Origin of the sequence: Kitasatospora sp. NPDC058115, assembly GCF_042884635.1 — a bacterium.
Taxonomy (GTDB): Bacteria; Actinomycetota; Actinomycetes; order Streptomycetales; family Streptomycetaceae; genus Kitasatospora.
On sequence record NZ_JBHVTL010000004.1, the window covers coordinates 86,185 to 101,875 of the forward strand.

Here is a 15,691-nt window from a genome sequence, read left to right on the forward strand (position 1 = left end):
GGGACCGGGGGCCGGACGGAGCGCATGCGTACGATGATCCTTCCGGCTCCCCCCTCATGGCCTGGAGTGATCGACCGATGACGACGACGGCGAAGTTCGACCCCTGGTCGGCGGCGTTCGTGGCCCACCCCTACGACGCGTACGCCACCCTGCGCGAGCAGGCCCCCGTGACGTACTTCGAACCCACCGACCAGTGGCTGGTCTCGCGCTTCGAGGACGTCAGCGCGCTGCTCCGGGACCGCAGGCTCGGCCGCACCTACACCCACCGGTTCAGCCACCAGGAGTTCGGCCGCCCCGAGCCCGACCCGGCGCACGAGCCGTTCCACACCCTCAACGACAACGGCCTGCTCGACCTGGAGGCCCCGGACCACACCCGGATCCGCCGCCTGGTCTCCAAGGCCTTCACCCCGCGCATGGTCGAGGGTCTGCGCCCCACCGTCCGCCGGCTCGCCGGGGAACTCGTCGACGGCCTGCTCGCGGACGGCGGCGGCGACCTCATCGCCGCCGTCGCCGAGCCGCTGCCGGTCGCGGTGATCGCCGAGATGCTCGGCGTCCCGGAGTCCGACCGGCACCTGCTGCGCCCGTGGTCCCGCGACATCACCGGGATGTTCGAACTCAACCCGACCGAGGACGCCGCCCGCCGGGCCGTCACCGCGAGCACCGAGTTCTCCGACTACCTGCGCGCCCTCATCCGCGAGCGCCGGGCCACCCCCGGCGAGGACCTGGTCAGCGCGCTCATCCAGGCCCAGGAGGGCTCGGACGCGCTCAGCGAGCAGGAGATGATCTCCACCTGCGTGCTGCTGCTCAACGCCGGCCACGAGGCGACCGTCAACACCACCGGCAACGGCTGGTGGGCGCTCTTCCGCAACCCCGGGGAGCTGGCCCGGCTGCGCGCCGACACCGACGCCCTGCTGCCCACCGCCGTCGAGGAGCTGATGCGCTGGGACACCCCGCTGCAGATGTTCGAGCGCTGGGTGCTGGAGGACATCGAGGTCCACGGCGTCACCGTTCCGCGCGGCTCCGAGGTCGCCCTGCTCTTCGGCTCCGCCAACCGCGACCCCGAGCGCTTCGCCGACCCCGACCGCCTCGACCTCGGCCGCACCGACAACCCGCACATCACCTTCGGCGCCGGAATCCACTTCTGCCTGGGAGCCCCGCTCGCCAGGCTGGAGCTCACCGAGTCCTACGGCACCCTGCTGCGGCGCGCCCCGGGCCTGCGGCTGGTCCGCGAGCCCGAGTGGCAGCCGGGCTACGTGATCCGCGGACTGAAGGACCTGCTGGTCGAGGTGTAGCGGACGCCCCGGGCCCGGGCCCGGGGCGCGCTAGACGCCGCGCAGGCGCCCGGCGACGAAGGCGACCAGGTCCGGGAACCGGGGGACCGGCACCACGGCGGCGCTGCCGAGGTCCAGCCCCAGCGCGCCGTCCGGAAGGAACGCCACGTGGCACCGCCGGCAGAGGTAGCTCGACTGCCAGGCGGTGACCAGCGACGGGTGCACCGCCGCGTACGCCTCGAACTCCCGCCGGGCCCGGCGGCGGAAGCGGCCGCGCCCGATCAGCAGGCCCACCGCCGTCAGCAGGAACGGCGTCGCCAGCACGGCCAGGAGGATCACCGCGTCGCGGCCGCTGTTCTCCTGGCCGCTGGTGGAGATCGAGACGATCGTCGACAGGAAGAGGGCGCCGACGGCCAGCCCGAACATCGCGCTGATCGCGCAGCCGTTGCGGGGCGCGGCCAGCAGGGGCGCGGGCGGCGGGGCCAGCTGGTCGGCCAGCAGACTGCTGGAGGAGCCGGAGACGAAGGTCGTGGTGCTGCCGAAGGTCGGGACGATCCCGACCCCGCTGGCGTAGGCCACACCGGAGGAGTAGCCGGTGCTGCGCCCCGTGTAGGTGCTGGTCTGCGACTCGAAGACGCTCGGCACGCTCCGTACCTGGTCGATCGCACCGCACTGCGGGCAGGCGAGCCTGCTCATCGATCCCCCCGATCGTCGGTCCGGCCCCTTCACGGCCGCACGGCGAACGATCATGGCACAAGGAGCCGGCGGCCCGGGGAACCGGTCCCGGACCCGCCGCGTCCAACCGGCACCCAGGCGCGGGCACCGGCCCGCACCGTGACCCGAGAGGCGAGGCCGGCCATGCCCCCGACGTCCGTCCGCACCCGCCGCCCGGCGCTGCTCCTGCTCTGCTGCGCGGCCCTGCTCACCGCCTGCGGCTCCTCCGGCGGCAGCACGGCCGTGGTCCGGGCCGACCCGGTGACGCTGCCGCCCGCGGACCCGGCCCAGCGCGCCGCCACCGCCACGGCCACCGGCGCGTTCGGCCTCGACCTGCTGCGCGCCCTCGCCGCCGACCCCGCCGCGGGCGGCGGCAACCTGGTGCTCTCGCCGTCCGGCCTGGCCACCGCGCTCGCCATGGTGCTGCCCGGAGCCCGGGGCACCACCGCCGGGGAACTCGCCGCGGCGCTGCACACCGAACTGACCCCCGAGCAGTACGCGCTCGCCACCGGCGCCCTGAACCGCCCCGCGACGGCCACCGCCGAGGGCGGGCCCGTGCTGCGGCAGTCCGACGACCTCTGGGCCCAGCGCGACTACCCGATCGACCTGCACTACCTCGGCGTGCTGGCCGCCGCCTTCGACACCGGCGTGCACACCGCCGACTTCCGCAAGGACCCGGAGGGCGCCCGCAAAGCCGTCAACGGCGCCGTCGAGAAGGCCACCGAGGGCCGGATCAAGGACCTCTTCGGCGTGGGACAGCTCAACCCGGACACCCGGCTGGCGCTCACCGACGCGCTCTACCTCAAGGCCGACTGGGCCGAGCCGTTCAAGGCCGGGAGGACCAGCGCCCGGCCGTTCCACCGCCTCGACGGCACCGAGGCCGGCGTCCCCACCATGGCCAGGACCGGCACCCTGCGCTACGCCGACGGCTCCGGCGGCATCCTCGGCCAGCCCTGGCAGGCCGTCGAACTCCCGTACGCGGGCGGCACGCTGGCGATGGACCTGGTGGTGCCCGCCCAGGGCGGCTTCGAGGCCTTCCGCACGGGCCTGGACCAGCCGGAGCTGGACCGGATCCTCGGCGCGCTCGCCCCGCGGGCCGTCGACCTCACCCTGCCGAAGTTCCGGTTCGACACGGCGAACGAGCTCACCCCCGCCCTGCGGGGCCTCGGCGTGCGGGCCGCCTTCGGCCCGGGGGCCGACCTCTCCGGCATCCCCGGACCGGGCGCCGAGGGGGGTCTCACCATCGGCACGGTGGTGCAGAAGGCCACCGTGCAGGTCGACGAGCAGGGCACGGTCGCCGCGGCCGGCAGCGGCGTCGGGGTGGGGGTGATGGCCGCGCCGGTGCCGGTCGGCCCCGTCGAACTGCACATCGACCGGCCGTTCCTCTTCCTGATCCGGGACACCGCCACCGGCCGGCCGCTCTTCCTCGGCCAGGTCACCGACCCGGCGGCGAAGTAGCGGGGACCGTCACCCGGCCGGGTAGCGGTCCCCGAGCGCCGGGTGGCCCGGCTCGCGGCTGCCGAACAGCACCAGCAGGTCGTCCGCCGTGCGCAGCAGCGCCTCCCGGCCCTCCACCGCCTGCGTCCAGGCGGCCGGCAGCGCGCTCGCGCCGTACGCCGCGCCGACCAGGTTGCCGCAGACCGCGCCCGTCGAGTCGCTGTCCCCGGAGTGGTTCACCGACAGCAGCAGCGCCGAACGGGCCGGCTCCGGCCCGCCGGCCGCCGCGAGCAGGCAGTACACCGCGATCGCCAGGCACTCCTCGGCGATCCAGCCCAGCCCCACCTGCTCCACCGCCTCCGCCGACGGCTCGGACTCCTGGGCCACCCGCACCGCCCGGGCCAGCGCCTGCACTGTCTCCTTCGACGCCCGCCACTCCCGGGTCTGCTCCACCGTCTCGCCGACCGCCGCCCACGGCTCCGTCCCGGCCGCCAGCCGCTCCACCAACGCCGCGAACGCGCCTGCCGCCAGATAGCCGGTCGGATGCCCGTGGGTCAGCTGCGCGCACTGCGCGGCCAGCCCGAACGACTGCTCCACCCCCAGCCGGGCCAGGCCGAACGGCGCCGAGCGCATCACCGTGCCGCAGCCCTTGGAGTGCGCGTTGATCGGCCCCGGCTGCCCCAGCGCCACCGGAGGCTCGAACACCGGGTGGTACTGCACCCCGGTCAGGCACGCGTTGCCCGGCGCCCGCTGCGCGTACAGGAACGGCTCGCGCAGCAGCCAGCCGTCGTACGGACGGGGCAGCGGCTCACGGTCCGGCGCGCCCTGCTGCTGGGTGAGCAGCCACCGCCGGTACGCGCCGTGCACCGCCTCCGGCACCGAACCGCCGCCGCCCGACCAGCCGCGGACGAAGCCCCGGATCAGGCCCTCGGCGGTGAACAGGGTCATCTGGGTGTCGTCGGTCACCTCGGCGACCAGGCCGCCGCCCGGCAGGCCCGTCACGCCGTCCGGGCCGAAGCGCTCGCGGATCTGCTCCAGCTGCAGGAACTCCACCGGCCAGCCCAGCGCGTCGCCGACCGCGCCGCCGAGCAGCGCCCCGCGCACCCGGTCCCGGTACCCCGTCCCCGTACTCGTCACTGCTCGCCCGCCCCTCGGTAGTTCCCGCCCCCACGACCTGTTCTACCAGGCGGCCGGGGCGGAACCCCGGATCCCGGCGCCCGGATCTCAGCGGTCGATCTCGCCGGATCCGCCGCGCAGGGACGCCCGGTCCGCCGCCGCGCGGCCCGCCGCCCAGCCCTCGCCGTCGCTCACCCGCACGCGCTGCGACACCAGCTTGGGGAACAACCGGTCCACCTCCTGGTCCACCGCCTCGGTGCGCGCCTTCAGGGCCGGCAGCAGCCGGGCGTCCGGGACCAGCTGCTCCGCCGTGCCGTCCTCGCGCAGGTGCCGGCCGGCCGCGGCGTCGCTGGTCGTCCGCTCGGTCGCCTCGGCGAGCCGCTCGCGGATCCGCGCGGCGTACGCCACCAGGAAGGACTGCCGGAACGCCTTGGTGCGGGAGGCGCCGTCCAGGTGCTGGCGGGCACCGGCCTGCTGCATCGCGTGCGTCGCCTGCACCAGCAGCGAGGTGTAGAGCAGCTCGACGCCGTCCAGGTCCGCGTCGAAGCCGATCACGGTGCAGAAGCCGAACTCCTTCGCCCACACGACGCGGCAGCGGTTGGCGGCCGCGACCGCGTCCAGCAGCATCGTCTTCGGGCCCTCGTACGGGTTGTCCACGCCGATCCGCAGCGCGCCCGGCGCGTGCGGGTCGGCGCCGTCGACGGCGAGCAGGGCCTCGTCGATGCTGTGCTGGGCCATCAGCTGCTGGGCCTTGGCGGTCAGCGCCTCGGCCTCCTCGGGGAAGTCGGTGGACTCCGCCTTCGCCAGCAGGGCGCGGATCCGCGGGAGCATCCGCGGCTCGCCGGTCACCGGGCGGCGCGGGCCGGGCTCCCGGTGCGGCGTCCGGCCCGGCGCGGGGCCCACGGGGGCGATCGGGGGCAGCCGGCCCCAGCTGCGCAGCAGCTCCAGCAGCGCGGTGGCGAGGGCGAAGCGGTCCAGGCGGTGGCGGTGGGCGAACGCGGGGAGGTACGCCTCGTCGGAGGTCCACCACACCTCCGCCTCCAGCTCGCGCAGCTGCTCCTGCCAGCGGCGGTCGGTGGCGGCGGCGGGGTAGCGGCGGGCCTCGGCGGCGATCAGGTCCACGGCGAGCGCCAGGTGCACCGGCTTCAGCTCGCGGCGCACCACCCGCACCAGGTCCGCCGGCCGCCACCCGGCCGACCAGCACCGGCCGACCGCCGTGTCCGCGTACCCCAGCACCGCCCGGCTCACCGCCGGCCACCGGCCGGCGGAGGCCGCGAGCGAGGAGGCCCCGGTGTCCAGCGAGAGGTCCAGCTCCTCCTCCGGAGCCGTCACCACCAGCCACACCGCCGACTCCAGCAGCGCCCCGGCGTCCTCACCGCTGCCGCCGCCGCCCTGCTTCCGCCTGCCCACGCCGCCTACCTCCGGGTCCCGTACCTCCCACCCATGATGCCGGACCGCGCCCGGTCACCCGCTGTGGTGCCGGGCTCCGGCCTCCCGCTCCGCGTCCTGGGCTCACCCCGGCCGCCCCTCGCTCGCTCCGAGCGCGGGGCGGCCACCCCCTCCCCGGGCGGGCACGGGAGCGGGAAGTCGACGGGGCCGACTTCCCGCTCCCGCAGTCGCTCAGCGTTCCACGGCCTTGGCGAGGATCTCCGGGAGCCGCTCCAGCAGCCGGCCCGCGGCGAGGCGCAGGCCCAGGGTGGCGATGACGGCGCCGTAGAGCGGGCCGGCGAGGAGGAGGGGCCAGGTGGGGGCGCCGGCGGCGAGGGCCCAGGCGAGGTAGCCGATGGCGGGGGAGGCGACGACGACGCTGCCGAACATCGAGCCGAAGCTGTTGAGCATCACCAGGCCGCCCTGGCCGGGGGCGGCGTTGCGCATCGGGTTGTTGTCGGCGGGCATGGTGTACGGCGCGAGCACGCTGAGCACGGCGCCGATGGCGATGCCGCTGCCGAGCAGGGCGGAGGCGAGGCCGACGGCGGCGGGCAGGCCGGACCAGTCGCCGGAGGCGGCGGCGAGGACGACGGCGAGCACCAGGGTGACCGGGACGGCGTAGGAGAGCAGGGCGAACGCGCGGCCGCGCAGTTCGTCGCGGGCGTCGGCGGGGGTGAGCAGGGTGGCGGCGACCATCCAGAACGCGGAGCCGTCCATGCCGAACAGGTTGAGCATCTGCAGGCCGAGGAACATCCCGGTCATCGCCACCAGGTAGACCGTGGACCAGCCCTGGACGATCGACAGCACGCAGATCACCAGCGTCATGCCGATGCTGGTGAAGACGGCGGCCTTGGCCCGCGGCTCGCGCCAGGCGTACCGCAGGTGACGCTGCATCACGGCGCCGGCCCGGCCGTCCGGCAGGAAGCGCCAGCGGCGTCCCGGCTCCTGGACGCCGCGCACCACCTCCACCGTGGAGGCGTCGGCGGTGACCATCAGCTGCTGCAGGCTGCTCCGCCACCAGCGCAGCAGCAGGACGAGCAGCGCGGCGGTCGCGGCGAGCTGGAGCAGCGCGAGCGGGTACCGGCCCTCGCCGGCGGTGCGGACGGCGTCGACGGCGGAGACCGGCGGGATCCAGCGCAGCACCGAGGCGATCGGGGCGAGCGGTTCGAGGTCGAGGCCGTCGGTGCCGGGCTTGCCGAAGATGCTCTGCGAGCCGACGTTGGCGATCTGCACCAGCAGCGCGAAGAGCAGGCCGCCGAAGATCGCGAAGTCCTTGCCGCGCCGGCTGGAGAGCAGCCGGGCGTTGCCGGCGGCGACGGAGCGGGAGAGCACGACGACGGTGAGCACGGCGAGCGGCACCCCGACCACCCCGGCCGCCGCCGAGGCGCCGCCGGCGGCGCCGGACAGCGCGGCGCCGGTGAGCAGGACCAGGCTGACCAGCGGCCCGGGCCCGAGCAGGGCGGCGAGCACGGAGCCGCGCAGCAGCGGGCCGGGCCGCAGCGGCAGCATGGTGAGCCGGGTCGGGTCGGCGCTCTCGTCGCTGGAGAAGAGGAAGAGCGGTATCGCGGCCCAGCCGACGGTGAGCGCGCCGGTGAGGACGACGCCCGCGTCACCGGCGGAGCCGGAGTCGACGGCGTGCTCCAGCATGGCCAGGGCGAGCGCGATCCCGCCGGCGAACAGCAGGCCGAGGACGGTGCCGAGCGCGTAGAGGACGGCACGGCCGCGGCTGCGGCGCAGGCCGTTGCGGAGCAGCCGGAGTTTGAGGGAGACGAGGGTGCGGACCACCGTCCGGTCGTCGGGAGGGCCGTCCGGCAGGCCGGGGTGCGCGGGCGCGGTGGGGGTGCTCACCGGTCGCCCCCGCCGAGCCAGCCGAGTGCCTGGCCGTCGTCCTCACGGACGCCGATCAGCTCCAGGAACGCCTCGTGCAGGCTGCGCCCGCCGCGGACGGTGTCGAGCGGGCCCTGGGCGACGACCCGGCCGGTGCTGACGACGGCGACCCAGTCGCAGAGCTGCTCGACCAGCTCCATGACGTGGCTGGAGAAGACGACGGTGGAGCCGGCCGCCGCGTAGCGCTTGAGCACGCCGCGGATGGTCTGGGCGGAGACCGGGTCGACGCCCTCGAAGGGCTCGTCGAGGAACAGCACGTCCGGGTTGTGCAGCAGCGCGGCGGCGAGGCCGATCTTCTTGCGCATGCCGGTGGAGTAGTCGGCGACCAGTTTGTCGGCGTGGCCGGCGAGGTCGAGGACGGCGAGCAGTTCCTCGGCCCGGCGGTCGACCTCGGCGCCGGGCAGGCCGCGCAACCGTCCGTTGTACTGGAGCAGTTCACGGCCGCTGAGCCGCTCGAACATGCGCAGGCCCTCGGGGAGGATGCCGATCCGGGCCTTGGCGGCGACCGGGTCGGCCCAGACGTCGGCGCCGTGGATGAGCACGGTGCCCTGGTCGGGCCGGAGCAGTCCGGTGACCATCGACAGGGTGGTGGTCTTGCCGGCGCCGTTGGGACCGACCAGTCCGATGAACGCGCCGGCCGGCAGCTCCAGGCTGAGCCCGGCGACGGCGGCCTGGGTGCCGAAGTGCTTCCACAGCCCCCGGATGGAGACGGCCGAGGGCGCGGGGGCGGCGGGAACGGGGGACGGCGGCGGCGCTGACGCCTGCATGGCGGCTCTTTCCACTGGTGGTCGGACCGGTCGGGGGCGGTGCAGGTTCCATGATCGACACGGGCCCCGACGACAGCCTGCCACCGTCCGGCCGGGCCTGTCTCCTGTGGCGATGCCCCGGGTGTGTCTGCGCCAAACGGGTGAGCGGGGCGGCCGGCGGGGCCGGGCGGAGGCCGGGCCGTCGCGGGATTTCCCGCGAAAGGGCGACCGATCCGCGGATTCGGCAACTACTCAGGACGCCCGTTCGTCCTGCACTATGAGAGTCGAGTGGGCGGGGTGGGACCGTGGTCGCGCGGGGGTACCGGGAGGTGGCGGATGGCCGTTCAGCCATGGGGTGAGCAGGGCTACGGGACGGCGAAGCCGCCCGCGTCCGTGCCGCCCGTCCCGGGGATGCCGCCCGCGCCGCACCACGCGGCGCACCACGCCGCGATGCCGCAGTCGGCGATGCGCGCGGCGACCGCGGACCGCGAGCGGACGGTGGACGTGCTGAAGGCCGCGTTCGCCGAGGGCCGGCTGAGCGCCACCGAGTACGGCGAGCGGTTCGAGGCGGCGAGCGGCGCGCAGACCTACGGCCAGCTGGCCCGCCTGGTCGCCGACCTGCCGGCCGGGCCGATGGTGGCCCCGCAGATGGTGGCGCCGTCGATGGCCGGTCCGGTCGTCGCGCCCGTGCCGCCGACCTTCCTGGCCCCGCCGCCGCCGCGCCGGACCAACGCCGTCGCGGTGACCTCGCTGGTGCTGGGCCTGCTCTGCGTGCCGACCGGCGGCCTGCTGGGGGTGCCGGCGGTGATCACCGGCCACATCGGGCGCCGGCAGGCCGCGGAGCGCAACGAGGACGGGGACGGCATGGCCGTCACCGGCATCGTCTTCGGCTGGCTGTCGATCGCCTTCTGGGTGCTGATCATGACCACGGTGGCCCTGTTCGGCTGACTCCCGGCGCGCCGTCGGGGGCCGTTGCGGTGGCGGCGGCCTCCCGGGTGTGGTAGAGCGGCAGGAGGACGACCTGACACCGGGCGGCCGCGCGCGGGACACCCGGGCGACACCCGGCCGACGGCCGTCACCTGCGGCGTTGCATTTGTTTTGACCGCGCCCGATGCGCTAGGTACGCTCTGACCTTGTGCCTGGGGTGTCCCCGGGTCCTTGTGCGTGCATGCACACCGGTCGCCGCGCCGAGCCGGAGCGCCTCCCAGCGCGCCGCGCGTAGAGCGCCGTCGCTGTACATCAGCCCACGGGATTCCGTGCCGGAAAAAACCCAACACACCCGACCGCGTGGGTCGACCACGGGGCCGTGTGCGAGGGAATCACCGCAGGTTAGTTCCACCAAGCCTTGGCACACAGAAAACGGAGAAACGGTGCCTACGATCCAGCAGCTGGTCCGAAAGGGCCGGCAGGACAAGGTCGAGAAGAACAAGACTCCCGCGCTGAAGGGTTCCCCGCAGCGCCGTGGGGTCTGCACGCGTGTGTACACGACCACCCCGAAGAAGCCGAACTCGGCTCTCCGCAAGGTCGCCCGTGTGCGCCTCACCAGCGGGATCGAGGTCACCGCTTACATCCCGGGCGAGGGCCACAACCTGCAGGAGCACTCCATCGTGCTGGTTCGCGGTGGTCGTGTGAAGGACCTTCCTGGTGTCCGCTACAAGATCATCCGCGGTTCGCTCGACACCCAGGGTGTCAAGAACCGCAAGCAGGCCCGCAGCCGCTACGGCGCCAAGAAGGAGAAGTAAGAATGCCTCGTAAGGGCCCCGCCCCGAAGCGCCCGGTCATCATCGACCCGGTCTACGGCTCCCCGGTCGTCACCCAGCTGGTCAACAAGATCCTGCTGCACGGCAAGCGCTCCACCGCCGAGCGGATCGTCTACGGCGCCCTTGAGGGCGTCCGTGAGAAGACCGGCTCGGACCCGGTCGTGACGCTGAAGCGCGCGCTGGAGAACGTCAAGCCGGCCCTCGAGGTCAAGTCCCGCCGTGTCGGTGGCGCGACCTACCAGGTTCCGGTCGAGGTCCGTCCGGGCCGCGCCAGCACCCTGGCGCTGCGCTGGATGGTCGGCTACTCGCGCGCCCGTCGCGAGAAGACCATGACCGAGCGCCTGATGAACGAGATCCTCGACGCCAGCAACGGCCTGGGCGCTTCCGTGAAGCGTCGCGAGGACACCCACAAGATGGCCGAGTCCAACAAGGCCTTCGCGCACTACCGCTGGTAGTCCGTACCCCGTCACTAGACAGAGAGAGAACGAGCCACCATGGCTGCAACCTCCCTTGACCTCGCCAAGGTCCGCAACATCGGGATCATGGCGCACATCGACGCGGGCAAGACCACCACCACCGAGCGGATCCTGTTCTACACCGGTGTGTCGTACAAGATCGGTGAGGTCCACGATGGCGCTGCCACCATGGACTGGATGGAGCAGGAGCAGGAGCGCGGCATCACGATCACGTCGGCCGCGACGACCTGTCACTGGACCGTCGACGATGCCGACCACACCATCAACATCATCGACACCCCGGGTCACGTCGACTTCACCGTCGAGGTGGAGCGTTCGCTGCGCGTCCTCGACGGTGCCGTGACGGTGTTCGACGGTGTCGCCGGTGTCGAGCCCCAGTCCGAGACCGTGTGGCGGCAGGCTGACCGCTACGGCGTCCCGCGCATCTGCTTCATCAACAAGCTGGACCGCACGGGCGCCAACTTCTTCTTCTGCGTCCAGACCATCGTGGACCGCCTCGGCGCGACCCCGCTGGTCATGCAGCTGCCGATCGGTGCCGAGTCGGACTTCCAGGGCGTTGTCGACCTGGTCCGCATGAAGGCGCTGGTCTGGTCGGCCGAGGCCGCCAAGGGCGAGATGTACGACATCGTCGACATCCCGGCCGAGCTGCAGGAGCAGGCGGACGAGTACCGCGAGGCGCTGATCGACACCGTGTCGAACGTCAGCGACGAGATCATGGAACTCGCCCTGGAGGGCGAGGACATCCCGGTCGAGCTGCTGCAGACGGCGATCCGCAAGGGCACGCTGAACTCGGAGTTCACCCCGATCTTCTGCGGCACCGCGTTCAAGAACAAGGGCGTCCAGCCCCTGCTCGACGCCGTCGTCAAGTACCTGCCGTCCCCGCTGGACATCGAGTCCATCGAGGGCACCAAGCCGGGCGACGACACCGTCAAGATCTCCCGCAAGGCCTCGGACGACGAGCCGCTCGCCGCGCTCGCGTTCAAGATCATGTCGGACCCGCACCTCGGCAAGCTCACCTTCGTCCGGGTCTACTCGGGCCGCCTGGAGTCCGGCACCTCGGTGCTGAACGCCGTCAAGGGCAAGAAGGAGCGCATCGGCAAGATCTACCGCATGCACGCGAACAAGCGTGAGGAGATCGACTCGGTGGGCGCCGGCGACATCATCGCCGTCATGGGCCTGAAGCAGACCACCACCGGTGAGACGCTGTCCGACGAGAAGAACCCGGTCATCCTGGAGTCCATGGACTTCCCGGCCCCGGTCATCCGCGTCGCGATCGAGCCCAAGTCCAAGGGTGACCAGGAGAAGCTGGGTGTCGCCATCCAGCGTCTCGCCGAGGAGGACCCGTCCTTCCAGGTCAACACGGACGAGGAGACCGGCCAGACCATCATCGCGGGCATGGGCGAGCTGCACCTTGAGGTGCTGGTCGACCGCATGCGCCGTGAGTTCAAGGTCGAGGCCAACGTCGGCAAGCCGCAGGTCGCGTACCGCGAGACCATCCGCCAGGCGGTCGAGCGCATCGACTACACCCACAAGAAGCAGACCGGTGGTTCCGGTCAGTTCGCCAAGGTGCAGATCGCGATCGAGCCGCTCGAGCAGGCCGAGGGCTACGAGTTCGTCAACCTGGTCACCGGTGGCCGCGTCCCGCGCGAGTACATCCCGTCGGTCGACGCCGGCTGCCAGGAGGCCATGGAGTTCGGCATCCTCGCCGGCTACCCCCTCCAGGGTGTCCGCGTGAAGCTGCTCGACGGTGCCGCGCACGACGTCGACTCCTCCGAACTCGCGTTCAAGATCGCCGGTTCGATGGCCTTCAAGGAAGGCGCCAAGAAGGCCAAGCCGGTCCTTCTTGAGCCGATGATGGCCGTCGAGGTCACCACGCCCGAGGACTACATGGGCGACGTGATCGGCGACATCAACTCTCGCCGTGGCCAGATCCGGTCCATGGACGAGCGTCACGGTGCCCGCGTCGTCACGGCGCTGGTGCCCCTCTCCGAGATGTTCGGCTACGTCGGTGACCTGCGCAGCAAGACCTCCGGTCGCGCGAGCTACTCGATGCAGTTCGACTCGTACGCCGAGGTTCCGCGGAACGTGGCGGACGACATCATCGCGAAGGCCAAGGGCGAGTGACGTCCCGACTTTCGGGACGATAACCAACCCTTAGGCTATTAGGAGGCAACCCGGGAGGATCCGGTCGGATCCTCCCGGGGCCTCCGGCCCCCCCACCAGCGGGACGGCACGGGGTGTCCTCCGGACAACCCGCACCAAAACCGATCAAAGACCAACTGGCGTCAGCACGGCGTACAGGAACTGTCCTCAGGAGGACTCAGTGGCGAAGGCGAAGTTCGAGCGGACGAAGCCCCACGTCAACATCGGCACCATCGGTCACATCGACCACGGTAAGACCACGCTGACCGCGGCCATCACCAAGGTGCTGCACGACGCGTACCCGGAGATCAACCCCTTCACGCCGTTCGACCAGATCGACAAGGCGCCGGAGGAGCGGCAGCGCGGTATCACCATCTCCATCGCGCACGTCGAGTACCAGACCGAGGCGCGCCACTACGCCCACGTCGACTGCCCGGGTCACGCGGACTACATCAAGAACATGATCACCGGTGCCGCCCAGATGGACGGCGCCATCCTGGTGGTCGCCGCCACCGACGGCCCGATGCCGCAGACCAAGGAGCACGTCCTCCTGGCCCGCCAGGTCGGCGTCCCCTACATCGTTGTCGCCCTGAACAAGGCCGACATGGTGGACGACGAGGAGATCCTGGAGCTCGTCGAGCTCGAGGTCCGCGAGCTGCTCTCCGAGTACGAGTTCCCGGGCGACGACCTGCCGGTCGTCCGCGTCTCCGCGCTGAAGGCGCTGGAGGGCGACAAGGAGTGGGGCGAGAAGCTCCTCGGCCTGATGCACGCGGTCGACGAGAACATCCCGACCCCGGCCCGCGCCGTGGACCAGCCGTTCCTGATGCCGATCGAGGACGTCTTCACGATCACCGGTCGTGGCACCGTCGTCACCGGTCGTATCGAGCGCGGCATCCTCAAGGTCAACGAGACCGTCGACATCATCGGCATCAAGACCGAGAAGACCACCACCACGGTCACCGGCATCGAGATGTTCCGCAAGCTGCTCGACGAGGGCCAGGCCGGTGAGAACGTCGGTCTGCTGCTCCGTGGCATCAAGCGCGAGGACGTCGAGCGCGGCCAGGTCATCATCAAGCCGGGTTCGGTCACCCCGCACACCGACTTCGAGGCCCAGGCCTACATCCTGTCGAAGGACGAGGGTGGCCGCCACACCCCGTTCTTCAACAACTACCGCCCGCAGTTCTACTTCCGTACCACGGACGTGACCGGCGTCGTGACCCTCCCCGAGGGCACCGAGATGGTCATGCCGGGCGACAACACCGCCATGACGGTCGCGCTGATCCAGCCGGTCGCCATGGAGGAGGGCCTGAAGTTCGCCATCCGTGAGGGTGGCCGCACCGTCGGCGCCGGCCAGGTCACCAAGATCGTCAAGTAATTGACCTTCTGACCTGCCTGTCCGACCGGGCGAGCCGAAGGGCCCCGCACACCTTTCTCAAGGTGTGCGGGGCCCTTCGGCGTGTCGGCGTGACGAACGCGCCGCCGACCCTCCGGTCGTTGAGAATGGCTTCATGCCTGCCTGCTATTCTGGCCGCTCATTGGGGCTCCCCCCATTGCTGTCCGCGGATCCTTCGGACACGGTGGGTGAAGGGTGTCCGGCTGGTGGGGGCGTCCCGGTCGGTCCGTGCCGCCATATCGTTCTTGGAAACATGGGGACAGGCGAGAAACGATGTTCAACGCAGCAGGGCACGACCTCAAGGCGGCCGGCACCCCGGCACCGTTGCTGTCGGTCGTCATGCCGATCTACAACGAGCAGGAAGCGCTGCCCCTGACCGTTCAGCGTCTGCGGCCGATCCTGGACCGGCTGGGGATCGACTACGAGGTCGTCGGGATCGACGACGGCAGCACCGACGCCACCCCGGCGATCATGCAGAAGGTCCACCAGGACTGGCCGGAGTTCCGGATCGTGCGGTTCGCGCGCAACTCCGGGCACCAGGCGGCGCTGACCGCGGGCATCCACCGCGCCTTCGGGGACTACGTCGTCTCCATCGACGCCGACCTGCAGGACCCGCCGGAGAAGATCCCGGAGATGCTCCAGCTCGCCCAGGAGCAGGGCCTCGACATCGTCTACGGCGTGCGCGGCGACCGCGGCACCGACACCGTCTTCAAGCGCCGCACGGCCGGGGCGTACTACTGGCTGATGCGCCGCCTGGTCGGCAAGAAGATGCCCAACCAGGCCGGTGACTTCCGCCTGCTGAGCCGGGCCGCCGTCGACGCGCTCAAGGCGATGCCCGAGCACCAGCCGGTCTACCGGCTGCTGGTGCCGTGGCTGGGCTTCCCCAGCGGCGAGGTCGTCTACGTGCGGGAGGAGCGGGTCGCCGGCTCGACGCACTACCCGCTCTCCAAGATGCTCCGGCTGGCCATCGACAGCATCACCAACTTCTCGGCGGCGCCGCTGCGGCTCGCCACCTGGCTGGGCCTGGTGAGCCTGGTGCTCTGCTTCGTGCTGGGCGTCTACACCGCGGTCGAGTACGCGCTGGGCGAGACCGTGCCCGGCTGGTCCTCGCTCTTCGTCGGCATGCTGTTCCTCGGCGCGGTCCAGCTCGTCTGCATCGGTCTGCTCGGCGAGTACGTCGGCCGGATCTACTCCGCCGCGCAGGCCCGCCCGGCCTACTTCGTCGGGTACGACTCGGCCGCGGACGACGTCCGGACCCAGCCCGAGCCCTCCGCGTCGGCCCGCTAGCGCACAGTCCAGGCACCGCTGGTCGGGCCGGTAG

Annotated in this window: 13 protein-coding genes; 8 read left to right on the forward strand and 5 right to left on the reverse strand. The window is 72.2% G+C overall.

Annotated elements, in window-relative coordinates:
* Nucleotides 1–77 precede the first annotated feature (77 nt).
* The gene (locus tag ACFVVL_RS05440) at nucleotides 78–1,292 is read left to right on the forward strand and encodes a cytochrome P450 (protein ID WP_380289434.1); all 1,215 of its coding nucleotides are present in this window, start codon (nucleotides 78–80) and stop codon (nucleotides 1,290–1,292) included.
* A 30-nt stretch (nucleotides 1,293–1,322) separates the two neighbouring features.
* Here the strand turns inward: ACFVVL_RS05440 and ACFVVL_RS05445 are convergent, their stop codons facing one another.
* The gene (locus ACFVVL_RS05445; protein WP_387671517.1) at nucleotides 1,323–1,967 is read right to left on the reverse strand and encodes a hypothetical protein; all 645 of its coding nucleotides are present in this window, start codon (nucleotides 1,965–1,967) and stop codon (nucleotides 1,323–1,325) included.
* A 162-nt stretch (nucleotides 1,968–2,129) separates the two neighbouring features.
* Between ACFVVL_RS05445 and ACFVVL_RS05450 the strand changes: the two genes are divergently transcribed.
* On the forward strand, nucleotides 2,130–3,443 hold the full coding sequence (locus tag ACFVVL_RS05450) for a serpin family protein (RefSeq protein WP_387671519.1): 1,314 nt from the start codon (nucleotides 2,130–2,132) through the stop codon (nucleotides 3,441–3,443).
* A gap of 9 nt (nucleotides 3,444–3,452) precedes the next feature.
* Here ACFVVL_RS05450 and ACFVVL_RS05455 read toward each other — a convergent pair whose 3' ends face one another.
* From ACFVVL_RS05455 to ACFVVL_RS05470, 4 genes are all read right to left on the reverse strand, one after another.
* A complete protein-coding gene (locus ACFVVL_RS05455) occupies nucleotides 3,453–4,559 on the reverse strand; it encodes an ADP-ribosylglycohydrolase family protein (RefSeq protein ID WP_387671521.1) in 1,107 nt (368 codons plus the stop codon).
* An 87-nt stretch (nucleotides 4,560–4,646) separates the two neighbouring features.
* Nucleotides 4,647–5,948 carry a DUF2786 domain-containing protein gene (locus ACFVVL_RS05460; RefSeq protein WP_387671523.1) on the reverse strand — a complete coding sequence of 434 codons (1,302 nt, stop codon included), beginning with the start codon at nucleotides 5,946–5,948 and terminating at the stop codon, nucleotides 4,647–4,649.
* A 210-nt stretch (nucleotides 5,949–6,158) separates the two neighbouring features.
* Entirely contained in the window at nucleotides 6,159–7,814 is a 1,656-nt protein-coding gene (locus ACFVVL_RS05465; protein ID WP_387671525.1) for a transporter, read from the reverse strand.
* Nucleotides 7,811–8,620: an ABC transporter ATP-binding protein gene (locus ACFVVL_RS05470; protein ID WP_387671526.1), complete on the reverse strand. Its 810-nt coding sequence runs from the start codon at nucleotides 8,618–8,620 to the stop codon at nucleotides 7,811–7,813. The genes ACFVVL_RS05465 and ACFVVL_RS05470 overlap by 4 nt, the downstream gene beginning before the upstream one ends.
* A gap of 315 nt (nucleotides 8,621–8,935) precedes the next feature.
* Between ACFVVL_RS05470 and ACFVVL_RS05475 the strand changes: the two genes are divergently transcribed.
* The 6 genes from ACFVVL_RS05475 (at nucleotide 8,936) to ACFVVL_RS05500 (ending at nucleotide 15,657) form a co-directional block, all read left to right on the forward strand.
* A complete protein-coding gene (locus ACFVVL_RS05475; RefSeq protein ID WP_387671528.1) occupies nucleotides 8,936–9,547 on the forward strand; it encodes a DUF1707 and DUF4190 domain-containing protein in 612 nt (203 codons plus the stop codon).
* A 422-nt stretch (nucleotides 9,548–9,969) separates the two neighbouring features.
* Entirely contained in the window at nucleotides 9,970–10,341 is a 372-nt protein-coding gene (gene rpsL, locus ACFVVL_RS05480) for a 30S ribosomal protein S12 (RefSeq protein WP_014144289.1), read from the forward strand.
* 2 nt (nucleotides 10,342–10,343) lie between these two features.
* The gene (gene rpsG / locus ACFVVL_RS05485; RefSeq protein ID WP_030055803.1) at nucleotides 10,344–10,814 is read left to right on the forward strand and encodes a 30S ribosomal protein S7; all 471 of its coding nucleotides are present in this window, start codon (nucleotides 10,344–10,346) and stop codon (nucleotides 10,812–10,814) included.
* 39 nt (nucleotides 10,815–10,853) lie between these two features.
* Nucleotides 10,854–12,959 (forward strand): elongation factor G, encoded by a 2,106-nt coding sequence (gene fusA, locus ACFVVL_RS05490; RefSeq protein WP_350542313.1) that lies wholly within the window; start codon nucleotides 10,854–10,856, stop codon nucleotides 12,957–12,959.
* 199 nt (nucleotides 12,960–13,158) lie between these two features.
* Nucleotides 13,159–14,352 carry an elongation factor Tu gene (gene tuf / locus ACFVVL_RS05495; RefSeq protein WP_030280743.1) on the forward strand — a complete coding sequence of 398 codons (1,194 nt, stop codon included), beginning with the start codon at nucleotides 13,159–13,161 and terminating at the stop codon, nucleotides 14,350–14,352.
* Between the two features lie 291 nt (nucleotides 14,353–14,643).
* On the forward strand, nucleotides 14,644–15,657 hold the full coding sequence (locus ACFVVL_RS05500) for a glycosyltransferase (protein ID WP_387671530.1): 1,014 nt from the start codon (nucleotides 14,644–14,646) through the stop codon (nucleotides 15,655–15,657).
* Nucleotides 15,658–15,691: the final 34 nt, after the last annotated feature.

Coding starts and splice junctions, on each gene's coding strand:
- ACFVVL_RS05475 (WP_387671528.1), top strand. CDS start 8,936: ATGGCCGTTCAGCCATGGGGTGAGCAGGGCTACGGGACGGCGAAGCCG.
- ACFVVL_RS05440 (WP_380289434.1), top strand. CDS start 78: ATGACGACGACGGCGAAGTTCGACCCCTGGTCGGCGGCGTTCGTGGCC.
- rpsG (WP_030055803.1), top strand. CDS start 10,344: ATGCCTCGTAAGGGCCCCGCCCCGAAGCGCCCGGTCATCATCGACCCG.
- fusA (WP_350542313.1), top strand. CDS start 10,854: ATGGCTGCAACCTCCCTTGACCTCGCCAAGGTCCGCAACATCGGGATC.
- ACFVVL_RS05470 (WP_387671526.1), bottom strand. CDS start 8,620: ATGCAGGCGTCAGCGCCGCCGCCGTCCCCCGTTCCCGCCGCCCCCGCG.
- ACFVVL_RS05500 (WP_387671530.1), top strand. CDS start 14,644: ATGTTCAACGCAGCAGGGCACGACCTCAAGGCGGCCGGCACCCCGGCA.
- ACFVVL_RS05450 (WP_387671519.1), top strand. CDS start 2,130: ATGCCCCCGACGTCCGTCCGCACCCGCCGCCCGGCGCTGCTCCTGCTC.
- ACFVVL_RS05445 (WP_387671517.1), bottom strand. CDS start 1,967: ATGAGCAGGCTCGCCTGCCCGCAGTGCGGTGCGATCGACCAGGTACGG.